General features: G+C 73.4%; 15 protein-coding genes. 6 read left to right on the top strand and 9 right to left on the bottom strand.

Going from position 1 to position 17,026, the window contains the following annotated elements; all coding sequences use genetic code 11:
• Positions 1-80 precede the first annotated feature (80 nt).
• Positions 81-1,373 (bottom strand): ABC transporter substrate-binding protein, encoded by a 1,293-nt coding sequence (locus AB5970_RS06100; RefSeq protein ID WP_370503024.1) that lies wholly within the window; start codon positions 1,371-1,373, stop codon positions 81-83.
• A gap of 283 nt (positions 1,374-1,656) precedes the next feature.
• On the opposite strand from AB5970_RS06100, the gene AB5970_RS06095 reads away from it, so the two are divergent.
• The 3 genes from AB5970_RS06095 to AB5970_RS06085 all read left to right on the top strand — a co-directional run bounded on the left by AB5970_RS06095 (position 1,657) and on the right by AB5970_RS06085 (position 4,436).
• Positions 1,657-2,475 (top strand): DeoR/GlpR family DNA-binding transcription regulator, encoded by an 819-nt coding sequence (locus AB5970_RS06095; protein ID WP_370503023.1) that lies wholly within the window; start codon positions 1,657-1,659, stop codon positions 2,473-2,475.
• A gap of 210 nt (positions 2,476-2,685) precedes the next feature.
• Positions 2,686-3,108 (top strand): RipA family octameric membrane protein, encoded by a 423-nt coding sequence (locus AB5970_RS06090; RefSeq protein WP_370503022.1) that lies wholly within the window; start codon positions 2,686-2,688, stop codon positions 3,106-3,108.
• Entirely contained in the window at positions 3,105-4,436 is a 1,332-nt protein-coding gene (locus AB5970_RS06085) for a hypothetical protein (RefSeq protein ID WP_370503021.1), read from the top strand. Before AB5970_RS06090 ends, AB5970_RS06085 begins: the two co-directional genes overlap by 4 nt.
• Here the strand turns inward: AB5970_RS06085 and AB5970_RS06080 are convergent.
• The 5 genes from AB5970_RS06080 to AB5970_RS06060 are packed head-to-tail and all read right to left on the bottom strand — an operon-like array spanning position 4,431 to position 10,432.
• The gene (locus AB5970_RS06080; RefSeq protein ID WP_370503028.1) at positions 4,431-5,216 is read right to left on the bottom strand and encodes an HpcH/HpaI aldolase/citrate lyase family protein; all 786 of its coding nucleotides are present in this window, start codon (positions 5,214-5,216) and stop codon (positions 4,431-4,433) included. The genes AB5970_RS06085 and AB5970_RS06080 overlap by 6 nt on opposite strands.
• A gap of 11 nt (positions 5,217-5,227) precedes the next feature.
• Positions 5,228-5,704, bottom strand: coding sequence for a MaoC family dehydratase (locus AB5970_RS06075; RefSeq protein ID WP_370503020.1), 477 nt, complete (start codon positions 5,702-5,704; stop codon positions 5,228-5,230).
• Positions 5,701-6,876 (bottom strand): acyl-CoA dehydrogenase family protein, encoded by a 1,176-nt coding sequence (locus tag AB5970_RS06070; protein WP_370503019.1) that lies wholly within the window; start codon positions 6,874-6,876, stop codon positions 5,701-5,703. Before AB5970_RS06070 ends, AB5970_RS06075 begins: the two co-directional genes overlap by 4 nt.
• Positions 6,873-8,828 (bottom strand): biotin carboxylase N-terminal domain-containing protein, encoded by a 1,956-nt coding sequence (locus AB5970_RS06065; RefSeq protein ID WP_370503018.1) that lies wholly within the window; start codon positions 8,826-8,828, stop codon positions 6,873-6,875. The genes AB5970_RS06070 and AB5970_RS06065 overlap by 4 nt, the downstream gene beginning before the upstream one ends.
• A gap of 5 nt (positions 8,829-8,833) precedes the next feature.
• Positions 8,834-10,432 carry a carboxyl transferase domain-containing protein gene (locus AB5970_RS06060; RefSeq protein ID WP_370503017.1) on the bottom strand — a complete coding sequence of 533 codons (1,599 nt, stop codon included), beginning with the start codon at positions 10,430-10,432 and terminating at the stop codon, positions 8,834-8,836.
• Between the two features lie 103 nt (positions 10,433-10,535).
• Between AB5970_RS06060 and AB5970_RS06055 the strand changes: the two genes are divergently transcribed.
• From AB5970_RS06055 to AB5970_RS06045, 3 genes are all read left to right on the top strand, one after another.
• Positions 10,536-11,147, top strand: coding sequence for an SACE_7040 family transcriptional regulator (locus AB5970_RS06055; protein WP_370503016.1), 612 nt, complete (start codon positions 10,536-10,538; stop codon positions 11,145-11,147).
• A 9-nt stretch (positions 11,148-11,156) separates the two neighbouring features.
• Positions 11,157-12,128 carry an RNA polymerase sigma factor SigJ gene (gene sigJ, locus AB5970_RS06050; RefSeq protein WP_370503015.1) on the top strand — a complete coding sequence of 324 codons (972 nt, stop codon included), beginning with the start codon at positions 11,157-11,159 and terminating at the stop codon, positions 12,126-12,128.
• A gap of 86 nt (positions 12,129-12,214) precedes the next feature.
• A complete protein-coding gene (locus AB5970_RS06045; protein ID WP_370503014.1) occupies positions 12,215-13,390 on the top strand; it encodes an NAD(P)/FAD-dependent oxidoreductase in 1,176 nt (391 codons plus the stop codon).
• Positions 13,391-13,392: 2 nt separating this feature from the next.
• Here AB5970_RS06045 and AB5970_RS06040 read toward each other — a convergent pair whose 3' ends face one another.
• Genes AB5970_RS06040 through pdhA form a run of 3 tightly spaced genes read right to left on the bottom strand, consistent with a single transcriptional unit; the run spans position 13,393 to position 16,942 of the window.
• Positions 13,393-14,808 carry a dihydrolipoamide acetyltransferase family protein gene (locus tag AB5970_RS06040; RefSeq protein ID WP_370503013.1) on the bottom strand — a complete coding sequence of 472 codons (1,416 nt, stop codon included), beginning with the start codon at positions 14,806-14,808 and terminating at the stop codon, positions 13,393-13,395.
• Positions 14,805-15,812, bottom strand: a complete 1,008-nt coding sequence (locus AB5970_RS06035; protein WP_370503012.1) for an alpha-ketoacid dehydrogenase subunit beta — start codon at positions 15,810-15,812, stop codon at positions 14,805-14,807. Before AB5970_RS06035 ends, AB5970_RS06040 begins: the two co-directional genes overlap by 4 nt.
• A complete protein-coding gene (gene pdhA, locus AB5970_RS06030; RefSeq protein ID WP_370503011.1) occupies positions 15,812-16,942 on the bottom strand; it encodes a pyruvate dehydrogenase (acetyl-transferring) E1 component subunit alpha in 1,131 nt (376 codons plus the stop codon). Before pdhA ends, AB5970_RS06035 begins: the two co-directional genes overlap by 1 nt.
• Between the last annotated feature and the right edge of the window lie 84 nt (positions 16,943-17,026).

Raw genomic sequence — 17,026 nt, 5'->3', positions numbered from 1 at the left:
GCCCCCCCCCCCCCCCCCCCCCCCCCCCCCCCCCCCCCCCCCCCCCCCCCCCCCCCCCGAGGGGGTTCAGGGCTGTCGGCCTAGAACTCGCCTTCCCACGTCTTCTGGGCGGCGGCGAGCGCCTCCTCCATGGACTGCTGGCCGTCGAGCGCCTTCTGGAACTGCTCGCCGAAGTCGCGCATCAGCTGCTCGGCCACCGGCAGACCGGTGAACTCGTTGGCGGGGTAGCCCGACTTGTAGATGTCGAAGGCCGTGCTGAACAGCTCGTCATCCTTGACGAAGTCCGGGACGGACGCGGTGTTGCCCGGGAACGCGTTGGCCATCGTCGACAGCTCGCTGTTGACGTCCTCGCTCATGAGGAAAGAGACCAGCTTGAAGGCCTCGGCCTTGTGCTCGGAGTTGTCGGCGATGCCGATGCCCCACGAGGCGTACGGGATGCCGCGCTTGCCGGTGTACCCGTCCTCGGCAGGGATCGCCGAGATGCTGAACTTGAGGTCCGGGTTGGACTCGCGCAGGTCCGTCACGTGGGCGAGCGAGTCGATCATCATGCCGACCCGGCCGTTGGTGAACTCCTCGACCTTGTCCTGCTCCTTCATGGTGAACGATCCCGGCGCGATGACGCCGTCGTCCCACAGGCCCTGGATGTAGTCGGTCGCGCTGGTGACGGCGTCGTTGTCCGTGAGGGCGGGCTTGCCGTCCTTGAGCATCGAGCCGCCGGAGGCCCACACCCACGACATGACGTCGTTCTGGATGCCGTTGGGGGCCTCGAGCGAGAGCGGGAGCACCCAACCGTGCACGTTGTCGCCGAGCGCCGTGATCTTCTTGGCCGCGTCCGCGAACTCCGTGCGGTTGGTGGGGGGCGCCGTGACGCCGGCCTGGCTCAGCAGCGCGTCGTTGGTGAACATCGGGTAGACGAAGTTCACCACCGGGATCATGTAGGTCTTGCTGTCGACCTGGACCTGGCTGGCCAGCTGCGAGTCGTCGTAGCCCGCGTCCTTCATGACCGCCGTCAGGTCCGTGATCGCGCCCTGCTTGGCGAAGTCGCTGACCCAGGCACCGTCGAGCCCGACCACGTCCGACATGGTCCCGGACGCGGCGCCCGCCACGACCTGCTCCTTGGTCGAGGCGTACGGCCCCGACAGGAGCTTGACCTTGATGCCGGGGTTCTCGGCCTCGAACTTGTCCATCAGCTCGCGGAAGGCCCCGTCGGGAAGCTCGGGTTCCCACCACTGCGAGAACTCGAGGGTGACGTCACCGCCACCACCCGACGCGCTGTCCGAGCTCGACCCGCTGCCGCCGGAGCACGCCGCGAGCGCGAGCGCTGCGACACCGGTGAGTGCAATGAAGCGTCCTACGTGAGCGCCCTTGCTCATGACTCTCCCATCCTCGGAATCTGCCGCTTCGTGCGACTGTCTGCGCACTTCTGCGTGTTTCCGCCAACGTAGACCCGCACATCTGCATCGTCAACCCGTACTTGCGGTTCGCAACCAGTCCGTGACCTGACGCGCTCAGGCGAGCTCGGGCGACTGGCGGGGGATATTCCGCCCCTGAACAGGGAAGATGACCGCTTCCTCCCCCATCGGGACGCCTACGGCCGAAACTTCCGGTCGTCGCGGTTTCTCGCACAAACCCGCATCGGTGTGCTTCAGTACTCCCATGTCCGCGTCCACCGACGGCATCTCCCGCCGACTGCCCGCCGGCCGCAAGGCCGACCTGGCGGCCTACGTCGCCGAGCAGGGCCAGGTCACGGTCGCGCACCTGGCCGAGCGGTTCGACGTCTCGCCGGACACCATCCGCCGTGACCTCGACGCGCTCGACGCCGACGGCGTGCTCATCCGCACGCACGGCGGCGCGATCAGCCCGCAGGCCGTCCCCCGCCCCGACACCGGGCTGGACGTCCGGCTGCGGTTGCAGACGACGGCGAAGGACCAGATCGGGGCGCTGGCGGCCGGGCTGGTGCGGGACGGGGCCGCGCTCATGATCAACGCGGGCACCACGACGCTCGCGGTCGCACGCCACCTGTCCGAGCACCGCGACCTCACCGTCGCGACGAACTCGCTGCGCATGCCGACCGAGATCAACCCGCTCGCGTTCCGTGACCTCTACGTGTTCGGCGGCGTGGTCCGGCTCAGCGCCCAGGGCACCATCGGTACCGTGGCCTTCCCCACCGAGAGCGGCGCGGACCGCGACATCCGGTGCGACCTCGCCCTCATCGGCGTCGGAGCGGTGAGCGTGGATGCCGGCTACTCCACCAGCAACCTCGGCGAGGCGGTGATGATGAGCGAGATGATGGACCGGTCGGCCCGCGTCGCGGTGCTCGCCGACTCGACCAAGTTCGGGCGGCGGCTGTTCGCGCGGATCGCCGACCTGGGCCGCGCGGACTACCTGGTCACCGACGCCCCGCCACCGCCCGACCTCGCCGCGGCGCTGGACGCCGCGGGCGTGGAGGTGCTGGTACCGCCCGAGGCCGCCTGACCGCCGCTGGGCCCACGCCCTTCCGGCCTCCGGCCACCACCTGCGACGATGGTCGGTCCGGCACCCAGCCGGCCCGGTCGCGGTATCCCGGAGGTGCGCCCGGGCTCCTTGCCTGACGAGCACCCGCTCGTCCGAGCTCCGGAGATGGTCGTGACGTCGAACCCGGCCCCGTCGCCCCCGCCGACTGCCGCGCGCGCCGGTAGCGAGACCATGGACCTCTACAAGCTCGCCGTCGAGATGGCGGACCGGGTCTCGGCCCGGCGCGGCGTCGCCAACAGCTTCTTCGTGGCCCTGCAGAGCGCGATCCTGTCGTCGCTGGGCTTCCTGTCCGCCCGCGCGGCGGATCCGTGGATCCTGGTCGCCGTCTGCCTGTCCGGAGCGGTCACCTCGGCGACGTGGTTCCTGCTGCTGCGCAGCTACCGCACCCTCAACCGGGCGAAGTTCACGGTGATCACGCGCCTCGAGACCGAGCTGGCGCACCAGATCTTCGCCGAGGAGTGGACCGCGCTGCGCAGCGACCCCATCCAGCACTGGCGGGCCCGGTACGCCGAGCTCGGCACCGTCGAGCGCGTCGTCCCGGTCGTGTTCCTGGTGATCAACGTCGTGCTCGCCGTCAACCTGGCGTCGTCATGAGCGTCCGCGTGGTGTTCGACGTGCCGGCCCGGGGGTCCTCCCGCAGCGCGTCGGCGTCCGCGGCGAGCCTGACGGGCGTGCTGCTCATGGGGGTCGGGATCGCCGGGGTGTGCGGCGTCGTCGCGGTGGTGGTCGTGCTGGGCGCCGTCGTCGGGCTGGGGTTCGCGGCGAGCCTGGTGGACGGCCTCGACCCCGACGGCCGGTGGGCGCCGGGCTGGGTCCGGTCGGCGCAGCCCGTGGACCCGCAGACGCTGGTGGAGCCCGCCGTCCGGCTGGGTCTCGGGCTCGCGGCATCGCTCGCCGTGCTGTGGCTCGGGCTCGTGCTGCTGCGTCGCCGGCGGCACGCCGTGCTCTTCCTGCGCCGGTTCGGGTACGACGACGCCACCCGCGTCGTGACCGCCGCGCTCGCCGTCCTCGGTCGGTCGTGGCGCGTGGTCACGCTCGACGACTCGGACGTGCGGGCCGTCGGCGCCCGCCGGTCGGGCGTGACGATGTTCTCGCGGTCGGCCGCGCGGCGCGCCGGGAAGGTCGCCGGCCCGGTCACGGGCGTCGCGGTCGTGGTCTCGGTCATCGTCGTCGGGCACGCGGCCGACACGTCGTCGGACGCGACCGCCCTGCTGCCCGCCGGCCTGCTGGACGCCTCGCCGCTGCGCATCGAGTCGGGCACCCAGCTGGCGACGGCGACGCTGCTGGCGCTCATGGCGGTCTCGCTCCTGGTCGCGGTGCTGCGCCGGGTCCTGTTCCCCGCCGTCCTGTTCTCGCAGCGCGTCGAGCGCAGCGTCCAGGCCGCCGAGGGCGCGGCGCGGCAGTCCGTGCAGGACGCGGGCGACGTCGCGACGGTCGGGACGTTGGTGGAACGCATGACCCGCCGCGTGTTCAGCCCGCAGCTCATGGTGGTGGCCTCGACCAACGCGCTGTGGCGCAGCACCGTGAGCCGCCTCCTCGCGGCCACCGAGGTCACCCTGGTCGACGTCTCCCGCCCCACCGAGAGCCTGCTGTGGGAGATCCAGGAGCTGTCCGCGAACGACGACGGCCGGTGCGTGTACATCGGTCACGTCGACCGCCTCGCGCGCTTCCTGCCGGACGTCAGCCGCACGGCTCCGCCCAGCTGGCAGGTCCCGAGCTATGAGGTGCTCGCGGCGACCCCGGCGTCCGTCATCGGGCGGATCGAGCAGGCGCTCGACGGTCACGACGTGCTGGCGTACAGCAGCGACCCCGCCACGGTGGGCCGGTTCTCCCGGTCCCTCGAGCGGCACCTCTGGCAGTCGCTGACCGGTCCGGCACCGGTGGCCCGCACGCGTCGGCGCGCGGGTGCGACGGCGTCATGACGCGCGGCGAAGCACCTGCTCGGCGTGCTTGAGGATCGGCCCGTCCACCAGCCTGCCCTGCCAGCGGAACGCCCCGTGCTGCCCGACCGCGGCGGCGAGCACCCCGCGCGCCCACGCGATCTCGGCGTCTGCCGGCCGGTAGGCGGCCCGGATCACGGGCACCTGCGACGGGTGGATGCACGCCGTCGCGGCGAACCCGCTGGCCACGGCGTCGGTGGCCTCGGCGGCCAGCCCGTCGACGTCGCCGATGTCCAGGTGCACCGCGTCGATCGCCGCCTTGCCGTGCGCGCCCGCCGCGAGCAGCACGGCGGACCGCGCGTGCGCCGCCACGTCGCGGTACGCGCCCGACGGCCCGCGGCTGGAGGTCCCGCCCAGCGACGCGACCAGGTCCTCGGCGCCCCACATCAGGGCGACGACGTTCGGCTCCGCGGCGATCGACGCCACGTCCACCACACCCGCCGCGGTCTCGACCAGGGCGACGACGTCGTAGCCGGCGAGCAGGCGGACGTCGGCGGCGGACGACGTCTTGGCCAGCATGACCGTCCGGTACGGGGTCTGCGCCAGCGCGCGCAGGTCGTCGTCGAGGTCCGGGGCCGGGTTCAGCCGGACTATCGTCCGGGCGGGGTCCAGCGGGTGCGCCGCGAGCAGTGCCCGCGCGGACGGCTTGGCGTCGGGCGACACCGCGTCCTCGAGGTCGAGGATCACGGCGTCGGCCCGCTCGGCCGCCTTGGCGTAGCGCTCGGGCCGGTCGGCGGGGCAGAAGAGCAGCGTCGGGCCCATCGCGAAGCCCGTCACGGCGCGGCGTCCCGGCACCAGAAGAGGACCGACCGCGTGGCCACGGCGACCACGACGTCGTCCTGGTTGCGCCCGGTGTGCTCGAGCGTCACCACGCCCTGCCCGGGCCGCGACTGCGAGAGCCGCTTGTCCCGCACGACCGTCGACGCGTACAGGGTGTCCCCGTGGAACAGCGGGTGCGGGAACCGCACGTCGGTGAACCCCAGGTTGGCGACGATGGTGCCCTGCGTCAGCTGCGCGACCGAGCTGCCGACGAGCACGGCCAGGGTCATCATCGAGTTCACCAGCCGCTGCCCGAACGGCTGCTCGGCCGACCACGCGGCGTCCAGGTGCAGCGCCTGCGGGTTCATGGTGAGCGTGCTGAACAGGACGTTGTCGGCCTCGGTCATCGTGCGGCCCGGTCGGTGCACGTAGCGGACGTCGAGCTCGAGCTCCTCGTAGTACAGCCCGCGCTGCTCGACGTCCCGGGTCACCGCGACGCCCCCGAGAAGCCCAGCTCCCGCGCGATCACCATGAGCTGCACCTGCGTGGTCCCCTCCCCGATCTCGAGGATCTTCGAGTCGCGGTAGTGCCGGGCCACGGGGTTCTCGTTCATGACGCCGTACCCGCCGAAGATCTGCGTCGCGTCGCGCGCGTTGTCCATGGCCGCCTCGCTGCCGATCAGCTTGGCCAGGCTGGCCTCGAGCTTGAACGGCTGCCCGGCCACCAGGCGGTGCGCGGCGTCGAGCCAGGCCAGCCGGGCGGCGTGCACGCGCGACTCCATGCGGGCGATGGTGAACGCGATGTGCTGGTTCTCGCCGATCGGGTGGCCGAACACGTTGCGGCTCTTGGCGTACCGCATGGCCTCCTCGAGGCACCCCTGCGCGGCCCCGGTGCACAGGGCGGCGAACGCGACGCGGCCCTCGTCGAGGGTCTGGATGAACTGCGCGAACCCGCGGCCGCGCTCCCCGAGCAGGTTCGCCTCCGGCACGCGGACGTCCTCGAACCGCAGCGGGTGGGTGTCGGACGTGTGCCAGCCGACCTTGTCGTAGGCGGGCAGCACCGTCAGGCCCGGCGTCTCGCGCGGGACGAGGATCGCGGTGAGCTCCTTCTTCACCGAGCCGTCCTCGCGCACGCTCTGGCCCGTCACCGCGGTGATCGTGATCAGCCTGGTGATCCTGCTGCCGGAGTTGGTGATGAACTGCTTGGTGCCGTCGATCACCCACTCGCCGTCCTCGAGGCGGGCCGTGGTCTTGGTCCCGGCGGCGTCGGACCCGGCGTCGGCCTCCGTCAGCCCGAAGGCCGCCAGCGCCTTGCCCTGCGCGAGCATCGGGATCCACTCCTGCTTCTGCGCCTCGGTGCCGCTGCGCCACACCGGCATGGCCCCCAGGCCGACCCCGGCCTCGAGCGTCACGGCGATGGACTGGTCCACGCGGGCCAGCTGCTCGACCGCCAGGCACAGGTCGACGTAGTCGCGGCCCTGCCCGCCGTACTCGGTGGGGAACGGCAGCCCGAACAGCCCCATCTCGCCCATCTGCGCGAGGATCTCGTACGGCAGCTCGCGCTTGGTGTCGTACTCGTACGCGGCGGGCCCGACGACGGTGTCGGCGAAGTCGCGCACCTCGTCGCGGAGCTTCTGCTGCTCGGGGGTGAGGTCGTAGGTCATGCCGGGGTCCCTTCGTCGGGGTGGCCGCTGATGGTGGCCACCACGTGGTCGAGTGCCACCCGGTCGGTCGGTCGGACCGTGAGGGTGACGATGCCGTCGCTGGGGGCGACGACCCGGTGCTCCATCTTCATCGCCTCGATGGTGAGGAGGATCTGGCCGGCGACCACGCGGTCCCCGGTCTGGGCGTCGACCGACACGACGATGCCGGGCATGGGCGAGCGCACCACGGGGTCGGCCGGGCCGGTGCCGCGGGTCAGCGCCGCGAGCTCGTCGGCGAGGCGCTCGACCCGGCTGCGGAAGCGCAGCGCGACGCCCGAGCCGCGGTCGCCCACCCAGGTCACGGACCCCTCCGGCACGAGGCGCAGCGGGTGCGCGACGCCGTCCAGCTCGAGCTCGACCGCGGAGGGTCCGCGCCGCACGAGCGACGCCCGGACCGGTGCGTCGTCCCCGACCGTCACCGTGGCGTCGTCGGCCGGGCCGAGCACGCTCACCTCCACGTCGCCGACCTCGTAGCGCACCGGTCGGGGGTCGCCCAGGCGCCAGCCGTCCGAGCCCCAGGGGCCCCGCGGGGTGGCGTGGCGCGACAGCGCCGCGGCGACGACCGCGACCGCGCCCGGTCCGTCGTCGGCGAGCGTCGGGATGAGCCGCCCCAGCAGCCCGGTGTCGAGCCGGCCGGCCCGCACGTCCGGGTCGGCCAGCACCGCGCGCAGGAAGGCGACATTGGTGCGGACGCCGAGCACGGTGGTGCGCGCGAGCGCCCGGTCCAGGCGCGCGAGCGCGGTCGCGCGGTCGGGCCCCCACGCGACGACCTTGGCGAGCATCGGGTCGTACGCGGACCCGATCTCCAGCCCCTCGCGCAGCGAGCTGTCCACCCGCACGCCCTCGCCGGAGGGCTCGTCGAGCAGGAGCACGGTGCCCGAGGATGGCAGGAAGTCGTGCGACGGGTCTTCGGCGTAGACGCGCGCCTCGACCGCGTGGCCGCGCAGCACGACGTCGTCCTGGGCGATCGTCAGCCGCTCGCCGCACGCGATCCGCAGCTGCCACTCGACCAGGTCGAGCCCGGTGACCAGCTCGGTGACCGGGTGCTCCACCTGCAGCCGCGTGTTCATCTCCATGAAGAAGAACTCCGTCGGCGCCTCGTCGGACACCAGGAACTCGACGGTCCCGGCGCCCACGTAGCCGACGCTCCGGGCGACCTCGCAGGCCGCCTCGCCGATCCGGGCCCGGGTGGGCGGGTCGAGCAGCGGCGACGGCGCCTCCTCGACGACCTTCTGGTGCCGGCGCTGCAGGGAGCACTCGCGCTCGCCCAGGTGGATCACCGCGCCGTGCTCGTCGGCCAGCAGCTGGACCTCGATGTGCCGCGGCGCCCGGACCAGGCGCTCGACCAGGAGCGTGTCGTCGCCGAACGCCGCGGCGGCCACCCGGCGGGCGCCGGCCAGCGCGTCGGCCAGGTCGGCGGACCGCTCGACCACCTGCATGCCCTTGCCGCCGCCGCCCGCGGACGGCTTCACCAGCAGCGGGTAGCCCACGCGGTCGGCGGCGTCCTGGTCGGACACCCCGGTCAGGGCCGTCCCCGGGATCACGGGCACGCCGGCGGCCGAGACGTGCTCCTTGGCGCGGATCTTGTCGCCCATGACCTCGAGCGCCTTGACCCCGGGCCCGACGAAGACGACCCCCGCGGCCTCGCACGCCCGGGCCAGGTCGGCGTTCTCCGAGAGGAAGCCGTACCCGGGGTGGATGGCCTCCGCGCCCGTCGCGGTGGCGGCGGCCACCACGGCGTCGATGGCCAGGTAGCTGTCGATGCACACCGCGTCGTCGGCGCGCGCGACGTGCAGCGCGTCGCGGTCGGCCGGGGTGTGGACGGCGACGGCGCGGATGCCGAGCCGGTGCAGGGTCGCGATCACGCGGCAGGCGATCTCGCCGCGGTTGGCCACGAGCACGGTGCGGAACATGGCACTCACATCCGGAAGAGCCCGAAGCGGGGCTCGGGGAGGGGGACGCCGGCGCAGACGTCGAGGGCCATGCCGAGGACCCGCCGGGTGTCGGCGGGGTCGATGATCCCGTCGTCCCACAGCCGCGCCGTCGCGTAGTACGGGCTGCCCTGCGTCTCGTACTGCTCGCGGATCGGGGCCCGGAACGCCTCCTCGTCCTCGGCGCTCCAGTCGTCGCCGAGCTGCTCCCGGCGGATCGTCGCGAGCACCGACGACGCCTGCGGGCCGCCCATCACGGAGATCCGGCTCGCGGGCCACATCCACAGGAAGCGCGGGGAGTACGCGCGCCCGCACATGGAGTAGTTGCCGGCCCCGAACGAGCCGCCGATCACCACGGTCAGCTTGGGCACCCGGGTGGTGGCCACGGCGGTCACCATCTTGGCGCCGTGCTTCGCGATGCCGCCGGCCTCGTAGTCGCGGCCGACCATGAACCCGGAGATGTTCTGCAGGAACACCAGCGGGATGCCGCGCTGGTCGCACAGCTCGACGAAGTGGGCGCCCTTGAGCGCCGACTCGCTGAACAGCACGCCGTTGTTGGCGACGATCCCCACGGGGTGCCCGTGCAGCCGCGCGAACCCGGTGACCAGGGTGGTGCCGTACTCGCGCTTGAACTCGTGCAGCTCGCTGCCGTCGACCAGCCGGGCGATCACCTCGTGCACGTCGTACGCGGTCTGCAGGTCGGTGGGCACGACGCCGTACAGCTGGCCCTCGTCGACCTTGGGCGGCCGGCTCTCGTGCACCTCCCAGGCGGTGGTCCGCGGCGCCGGCAGGGTCGCGACGATGTCCCGCACGATCTGCAGCGCGTGCGCGTCGTTCTCCGCCAGGTGGTCGGTGACCCCCGAGGTCCGCGAGTGCAGCTCACCGCCGCCGAGGTCCTCGGCCGTCACCACCTCGCCGGTCGCCGCCTTCACAAGCGGCGGGCCGCCCAGGAAGATCGTGCCCTGGCCGCGCACGATCACGGTCTCGTCGCTCATCGCGGGCACGTACGCGCCGCCGGCCGTGCAGGAGCCCATGACGCACGCGACCTGCGGGATGCCCTCGGCGGACATCCGGGCCTGGTTGAAGAAGATGCGCCCGAAGTGGTCGCGGTCCGGGAACACCTCGTCCTGCTTGGGCAGGAACGCGCCGCCCGAGTCGACCAGGTAGATGCAGGGCAGCCGGTTCTCGAGCGCGATCTCCTGCGCCCGCAGGTGCTTCTTCACCGTGAGCGGGTAGTAGGTGCCGCCCTTCACGGTCGCGTCGTTGGACAGGACCATGACGTGCCGGCCGTGCACCAGCCCGATGCCCGCGATCACCCCGGCGCCCGGCGCCTCGCCGTCGTAGAGCCCGTGGGCCGCCAGCGGCGCGACCTCGAGGAACGGGCTGCCGTCGTCCAGCAGCACGTCGATCCGTTCGCGCGGCAGCAGCTTGCCGCGCGCCACGTGCCGCTCGCGCGAGCGCACCGGTCCACCCTCGGCCGCCACGCGGAGCCGGTCGCGCAGCTCGGCGACGAGGGCGCGCTGGGCCTGCTCGTTCGCGGTGAACGAGGCCGCGGCGGGGTCGGCCGCCGTGCTGAGCATCTCCATCGACGCTGTCTCCACGGGGGTGGTGGGAGAAACAACTGAGTTAACGATCGCTAACTGAAAGGAGGCTAGTCTGCGATCACGCCGTTGTCCACGAAGGAGCCCGATGGCCCAGCCGCAGGAGACCCTGCCGACCGCTCGCGGGCGCGCCAAGGCCGAGCGCCGTGACGCGCTGCTGTCGTCGGCCGCCCAGCTGTTCGCCAGCCGGGGGTTCGACGGCGTGTCGATCGAGGACCTGGGCTCGTCGGTCGGGGTCAGCGGCCCGGCGGTGTACCGCCACTTCGCCAGCAAGCAGGCCGTGCTCGCGGCGCTGCTGGTCGGGGTGAGCGAGGGTCTGCTGGTCGGCGGCCGGGCCGTCGTCGAGGCCGCGGCCGACGACGCCTCCGCCCTGACGGGGCTCGTCCGGTTCCACGCCGACTTCGCGCTGCGCGACCCCGACGTCATCCGCGTGCAGGACCGCGACCTCGCCGCCCTCTCCCCGCGCGACCGCGAGTCCGTCCGTGACCTGCAGCGTCGCTACGTCGACCTCTGGGTGGACGTGCTGAGCAGGCTCAGCCCGGCCACCGAGCGCGCGGAGCTGCGGCTGCGCGCCCAGGCCACCTTCGGCCTGCTCAACTCGACGCCGCACAGCGCCCGGTCGGTCACCGCGGCGCGCACCCGGGCGCTGCTCGAGGAGATGGCGCTGTCGGCACTCGGGCAGGACGCGCGCCGGTCGTAGGGTCGTGCCGTGAGCGTGCAGAACACCGATCGGCAGCCGCTGCGGCCCGACGAGCTGGACGTCTTCGAGGCCTCCCGCGGGCGGCTCGGGGCCATCGCCTACCGCCTGCTGGGGTCGGCCACGGAGGCCGAGGACGCCGTCCAGGAGACGTTCCTGCGCTGGCAGGCAGCGGACCGCGGGCAGGTCCGCGTACCGGCCGCGTGGCTCACCCGGGCGCTGACCAACCTCTGCCTGACCCAGCTGCAGTCGGCCCGGGCGCGCCGCGAGGTCTACGTCGGCGAGTGGCTGCCCGAGCCGCTGCTGGCCGGCGACCCCCTGCTCGGGCCGGCGGACACGGCCGAGCAGCGGGACTCGGTGTCGACCGCGGTCCTCGTGCTCATGGAGCGCCTGACCCCGAGCGAGCGGGCCGTCTACGTGCTGCGCGAGGCGTTCTCGTACTCGCACGCCGAGATCGCCGAGCTGCTCGACATCACCGAGGCGAGCAGCCAGCAGATCTTCCACCGGGCCAAGGAGCACGTGGCCACGCAGAAGGTCCGCGCCGAGGTCGACCAGGCGGCCGCCCGGGAGGTGGTCGAGCAGTTCCTGGCCGCCGCCACGAGCGGGCGGACCGAGCCGCTCCTGCGGCTGCTCACCGCCGACGCCATGGGCGTCGGCGACGGCGGCGGGCACGTGCCGGCGCGCGCGAAGCCGTTCTTCGGCGCGGCGGCCGTCGCGCAGTTCCTGCGCGGCCTGTTCCGGCCGGCCGACAACAAGCGGGCGCTGCTCGGCGGCAGCCCCGACTTCTACGCCTGGACCGCCAACGGCAGCCCGGCGCTGGTCGCGACCGTCGGCGACCGGCTGGTCGGGGTCATGGTCCTCGACGTGGCCGACGGCGGCGGGATCACCGCGGTGCTGAGCCAGGTCAACCCCGACAAGCTCGGCCGCGCCGCGCGCCGGTGGGCGGAGTCGGACCACGGGGAGCCGCTGCTCAGCGGGTGGTGAGTGACCACCGTCACACCGCGTACCTGTCAGGGATCGGGTCGGCGTCCAGTTCAGGAGGCACCACCGAATACCACAGGGAGCGACTCATGAAGCACCGCATCGTCATCCTCGGCGCCGGGTACGCGGGGGCCTCCGCCGCCGGACGCCTCGCGCGCCGCCTGCACCCCGACGACGTAGAGGTCACCCTGGTCAACGCCGAGCCGGACTTCGTCGAGCGCGTCCGGATGCACCAGCTGGCGACCGGGCAGGAGCTGCGCGACCGCCCCCTGACCGACATGCTCGCCGGCACCGGCGTGGTCCTGCGCGTCGCGCGAGTGACAGCCGTCGACGTCGACAGCAGGACCGTCTCCGTGGCGGGCGGCGACGACCTCGCCTACGACACGCTGGTGTACGCCCTCGGCAGCGCGCGCGACGACCACGGCGTGCCGGGCGTCTTCGAGCACGCCGAGGAGGTGGCGAGCCGGCCGGGCGCGCTCCACCTGCTCACGCGGCTGCGCGGGCTCGCTCCGGGCGGCCGCGTGCTCGTGGTCGGCGGCGGGCTGACCGGCATCGAGAGCGCCAGCGAGATCGCTGGGGCCTTCCCGGGCCTCGACGTCGCGATCGTCGCGCAGGGCGGGTTCGGCGACTGGCTGTCGGCCGTGGGCGAGATGCACCTGCGCGGCACGTTCGGGCGTCTGGGCATCACGGTCCACGAGCACACCGCCGTCGCCAGCGTCGGCCCGACCGCGGTGGTGACCGACGGCGGCGCGACGATCCCGGCCGACGTCACGGTCTGGGCCGCCGGCTTCGCGGTCCACCCGGTCGCCGCCGCCTCCGCGCTGGCCGTCACGGACCGCGGGCAGATCCTGGTCGACGACACCATGCGGTCCGTCTCGCACCCGGACGTCTACGCGGTCGGCGACGCGGCCCTGGCCCACGGCCCGGTGGGCAACCCGCTGCGCATGTCGTGCGCGTCGGGCATACCGATGGCGTGGCAGGCCGCCGACTCGATCGTCGCGCGACTGACCGGCGGGCGACTCCCCCACGTGCCGCTGGCCTACGTGCACCAGTGCATCAGCCTCGGGCGCCGCGACGGGATCATCCAGCTGGTCACCGCCGACGACCGGTCCCGCTCGGTGGCGCCCGGGGGCCGCCTGGCGGCGGCGTACAAGGAGCTCGTCTGCGCGGGCGCCGCGTGGATGGTCGCCCACCCCGTGCCGTACCCGGCGCGGCGGCGGCGCACCGCGAAGGAGGGTTCGCTGGTCGCCGCCGCCGCGCGGTAGGGCTACACCATCCGCAGGACGGTGCCGGGGCGCGCGAGGATCGCGCCCACGTCCGCGAGGAAGCGGGCCGCCTCGGCGCCGTCGACGAGGCGGTGGTCGAACGAGAGGCTGAGCGTCAGCACGCTGCGCAGCGCGATCTGGTCCTGGAACTCCCAGGGCAGCCGGCGGATGGCGCCCATGGCCAGGATCGCCGCCTGGCCCGGCACCAGGATCGGCGTGCCCGTGTCGACCCCGAACACCCCGATGTTGGTGATCGTGATGGTCCCGCCGGCCAGGTCGGCGGGCGTCGTGGTGCCCGCCCGGGCGGCCTCGGTGAGGGCGCCGATGGCGTCGGCCAGCTCGGCGAGCCGGAGCCGGTCCGCGCCCTTGACGTTCGGCACGAGCAGCCCGCGCGGCGTGGCCGCGGCGATGCCGAGGTGCACGTGCCCGTACTGCACGATCTCCCCCGCCGCCTCGTCCCAGCGCGCGTTGAGCGACGGGTTGCCCGCGAGCGCGATGGTCACGGCCTTGGCCACGAGCGTGAGGATCGAGATGCGGTGACCCTCCAGCGCGCGGTCGGCCTTGAGCTGGGCGAGCAGCTCGAGGGTCGGCGTGACGTCGACGGTCAGCGCCGTCGACGCGTGCGGCGCCGTGAACGCGCTGGCCACCATCGCGGCGGCGGTCTGCTTGCGGACGCCCGCCACCGGGATGCGGACCTCGCGGGGGTCGGCCACCGGTTGGCTCGCGGGAGGCGCCGCGACCATCCGGCTGGCCGGCCGGCTCACGGTCGGCGTCCTGGCCTCGGACCGGTCGACCACCGGCGCCGTGCCGACGCCCGACACCACGTGCAGGACGTCCTCGCGCGTGATCATGCCGTCCTTGCCGGTGCCCTCCATGCGGTTGAGGTCGACACCCAGGTCGTGCGCCAGCTTGCGCACCGGCGGCAGCACCTTGGGGCCGATGCGCCGGCCCGCCAGGGCGAGCGCCGCGGTGTCGTCGGCGATCGCGTGGGCCGCCACCCAGTCCGCCGACCGGGACCGGCGCCGCGGCCGGGCCGACGCCTCGACCAGCGGGCCGTACCCCACCAGCACCGAGGTGCGCGCAGGAGCGGCCACCTCCGTGGTGTCCTCGCTCACGTCGGCCTCGGCGGGCCGCTCCGCGTCGGGGCTCGTCGTCGGGGCGTCGCCGACCACCGCCGGCTCGTCGACCGCGATCGTCAGCAGCGCCGTCCCCACGGGCACGGTCGCACCGGGCTCGACCAGCAGCTCGGCGACCACCCCGGCGTACGGCGACGGCAGCTGGACCAGCGCCTTCGCGGTCTCCACCTCGGCCACCACCTGGTTGAGCTCGACCGTGTCGCCCACGGCGACGGTCCACTCGACCAGGTCGGACTCGGTCAGGCCCTCGCCCAGGTCGGGCAGCGTGATCGTCCGGATCATGACGCCCTCCACCCGATCAGGGAGTGCTGTCTGCCCATCACACGGTCGACGGCATCGAGCATCCGGTCGAGGTCGGGCAGGAAGTGCTCCTCCACCTTGGCGGCGGGGTACGGGGTGTCGAAGCCGGTGACCCGGGCCGGGGCCGCCTTGAGCACGTCGAAGCAGCGGTCGGTGATGCTCGCCGCGATCTCCGCGCCGAGCCCGCCGTTCTGCTGCGCCTCGTGCGTGACGACGAGGCGGCCGGTCTTGCGCACCGACACCTCGAGCGTGTCGAGGTCGAGCGGCGACAGCGAGCGCAGGTCCACCACCTCGATCGACAGCCCGTCGTCGAGCGCCGCGAGCGCGGCGTCCCGGGCGGTCACCACGAGCGGGCCGTAGGCGGCGAGCGTGACGTCGGAGCCCTCGACCACGACGCGCGCGCGGTCCAGCGGCGGCGCGTCGTCGAGCGACTCGTCCACCTCGCCCTTGACCCAGTAGCGCCGCTTGGGCTCGAAGAACACCACGGGGTCGTCGCAGGCGATGGCCTGGCGCAGCATCGTGTGCGCGTCCTGCGGGCTCGCGCACGTGACCACCCGCAGGCCGGGCGTGTGGGCGAAGTAGGCCTCGGGCGACTCGGAGTGGTGCTCCACCGCGCCGATGCCGCCGCCGTAGGGGATGCGGACCGTGATCGGCATGCGGATCGCGCCGCGGGTGCGGTAGTGGATCCGGGCCACCTGGGTGACCAGCTGGTCGACGGCCGGGTACACGAACCCGTCGAACTGGATCTCCACCACGGGCCGGTACCCGCGGTAGGCCAGGCCGACGGCCACGCCCATGATCCCGGCCTCGGCCAGCGGGGTGTCCATGACGCGGTCGGCGCCGAAGTCTCGCTGCAGCCCGTCGGTCACGCGGAACACGCCGCCGAGCCGGCCGATGTCCTCGCCGAGCAGGACCACGGTGGGGTCGTCGTCGAGCGCGTGCCGCAGGCCCGAGTTGAGCGCGGCCGCCAGGGTCATCGTGGCCATCAGTGCTCACCCCCCTCGAACATGTCGAGGTAGGCGCCGTACTGGCTGCGCTGGCGTTCCAGCGGGGCCGTGGGCTCGACGAAGACGTGGTCGAACACGCTGAGCGGCTCGGGGTCGGGCAGGCCGTAGCAGCCCTCCCGCATCTGGGTCGCGAACGCATCCGCGGTCTGCGCGATCTCGGCGGCGCGCTCGTCGGAGAGCGCCCCGCGGTCCTTGAGCAGCCGCTCGAGCCGGGCGATCGGGTCCTTGGCCGCCCACTCCGCCTTCACGGCCGGGTCGACGTAGCGCGTGGGGTCGTCCGACGTGGTGTGCGGGCCCATGCGGTAGGTCACGGCCTCGATGAACGTCGGGCCGCCGCCCGTGCGCGCCCGGTCCAGGGCCACCCGCGTGGCCGCCAGCACCGCGAGGACGTCGTTGCCGTCCACCCGGATGCTGGGGATGCCCATGCCGGGCGCGCGGTCCGCGATGGGTCGCTGCGCCTGCAGGCCCACCGGCTCGGAGATGGCCCACTGGTTGTTCTGGCAGAAGAAGATCACCGGCGCCTGGAAGCTCGCGGCGAACACCATCGCCTCGTGCACGTCGCCCTTGCTGGTGGCGCCGTCGCCGAAGTACGCGACGACCGCCGAGTCGACGCCGTCCTTGACGCAGCCGAGCGCGTAGCCGGTGGCGTGCAGCGTCTGCGCGCCGATCATCACCTGCGGCGTCGCCATGCCGATGGTCCGGGGGTCCCAGCCGGCCAGGGCGGTCCCGCGCCAGACGCGCATGAGGTCGGTGGGCGAGGCGCCGCGGCAGTAGGCCACGCCGTTCTCGCGGTAGCTGGTGAACACGAAGTCGTCGGTGCGCAGCGCGCGGGCCGAGCCGATCTGCGCGGCCTCCTGGCCCAGCAGCGGCGGCCACAGTCCCAGCTGCCCCTGCCGTTGGAGCGCCGTGGCCTCGGTGTCGAAGCGGCGCACGACGACCATGTCCGCGTAGAGGCCGACGAGCCGCTCGTCGTCGACGTCGGCGACCACCGGGTCGTACACGGGGTCTTCTCGACGGACGCCCTCGGGCGTGACGAGCTGGAGGAGGTCCTCCGGCGGACTCAGCTGGATGGGCAGGGCAAGGCCGGGTGACACATCTGTACGCAACATGTTTCGCTCCGTCTGGTGGCGGAGCCGTCGCTCTTGTGAAGCTAGGCCCCATTGCCTGATGTCCCGCCAGAGTAAGTCCGCAAG

The sequence above is a fragment of the Cellulomonas sp. ICMP 17802 genome (genome assembly GCF_041295535.1).
Lineage (GTDB): Bacteria > Actinomycetota > Actinomycetes > Actinomycetales > Cellulomonadaceae > Cellulomonas.
Note: the sequence above shows the minus strand (reverse complement) of the source record. Positions and strands in the feature narration are given on the sequence as shown.

Bases quoted from the DNA above. Each gene is read 5' to 3' on its own strand.
- AB5970_RS06100 (WP_370503024.1), bottom strand. From the start codon at position 1,373: ATGAGCAAGGGCGCTCACGTAGGACGCTTCATTGCACTCACCGGTGTC.
- AB5970_RS06095 (WP_370503023.1), top strand. From the start codon at position 1,657: ATGTCCGCGTCCACCGACGGCATCTCCCGCCGACTGCCCGCCGGCCGC.
- AB5970_RS06090 (WP_370503022.1), top strand. From the start codon at position 2,686: ATGGACCTCTACAAGCTCGCCGTCGAGATGGCGGACCGGGTCTCGGCC.
- AB5970_RS06085 (WP_370503021.1), top strand. From the start codon at position 3,105: ATGAGCGTCCGCGTGGTGTTCGACGTGCCGGCCCGGGGGTCCTCCCGC.
- AB5970_RS06080 (WP_370503028.1), bottom strand. From the start codon at position 5,216: ATGGGCCCGACGCTGCTCTTCTGCCCCGCCGACCGGCCCGAGCGCTAC.
- AB5970_RS06070 (WP_370503019.1), bottom strand. From the start codon at position 6,876: ATGACCTACGACCTCACCCCCGAGCAGCAGAAGCTCCGCGACGAGGTG.
- AB5970_RS06065 (WP_370503018.1), bottom strand. From the start codon at position 8,828: ATGTTCCGCACCGTGCTCGTGGCCAACCGCGGCGAGATCGCCTGCCGC.
- AB5970_RS06060 (WP_370503017.1), bottom strand. From the start codon at position 10,432: ATGGAGATGCTCAGCACGGCGGCCGACCCCGCCGCGGCCTCGTTCACC.
- AB5970_RS06055 (WP_370503016.1), top strand. From the start codon at position 10,536: ATGGCCCAGCCGCAGGAGACCCTGCCGACCGCTCGCGGGCGCGCCAAG.
- AB5970_RS06045 (WP_370503014.1), top strand. From the start codon at position 12,215: ATGAAGCACCGCATCGTCATCCTCGGCGCCGGGTACGCGGGGGCCTCC.
- AB5970_RS06040 (WP_370503013.1), bottom strand. From the start codon at position 14,808: ATGATCCGGACGATCACGCTGCCCGACCTGGGCGAGGGCCTGACCGAG.
- AB5970_RS06035 (WP_370503012.1), bottom strand. From the start codon at position 15,812: ATGGCCACGATGACCCTGGCGGCCGCGCTCAACTCGGGCCTGCGGCAC.
- pdhA (WP_370503011.1), bottom strand. From the start codon at position 16,942: ATGTTGCGTACAGATGTGTCACCCGGCCTTGCCCTGCCCATCCAGCTG.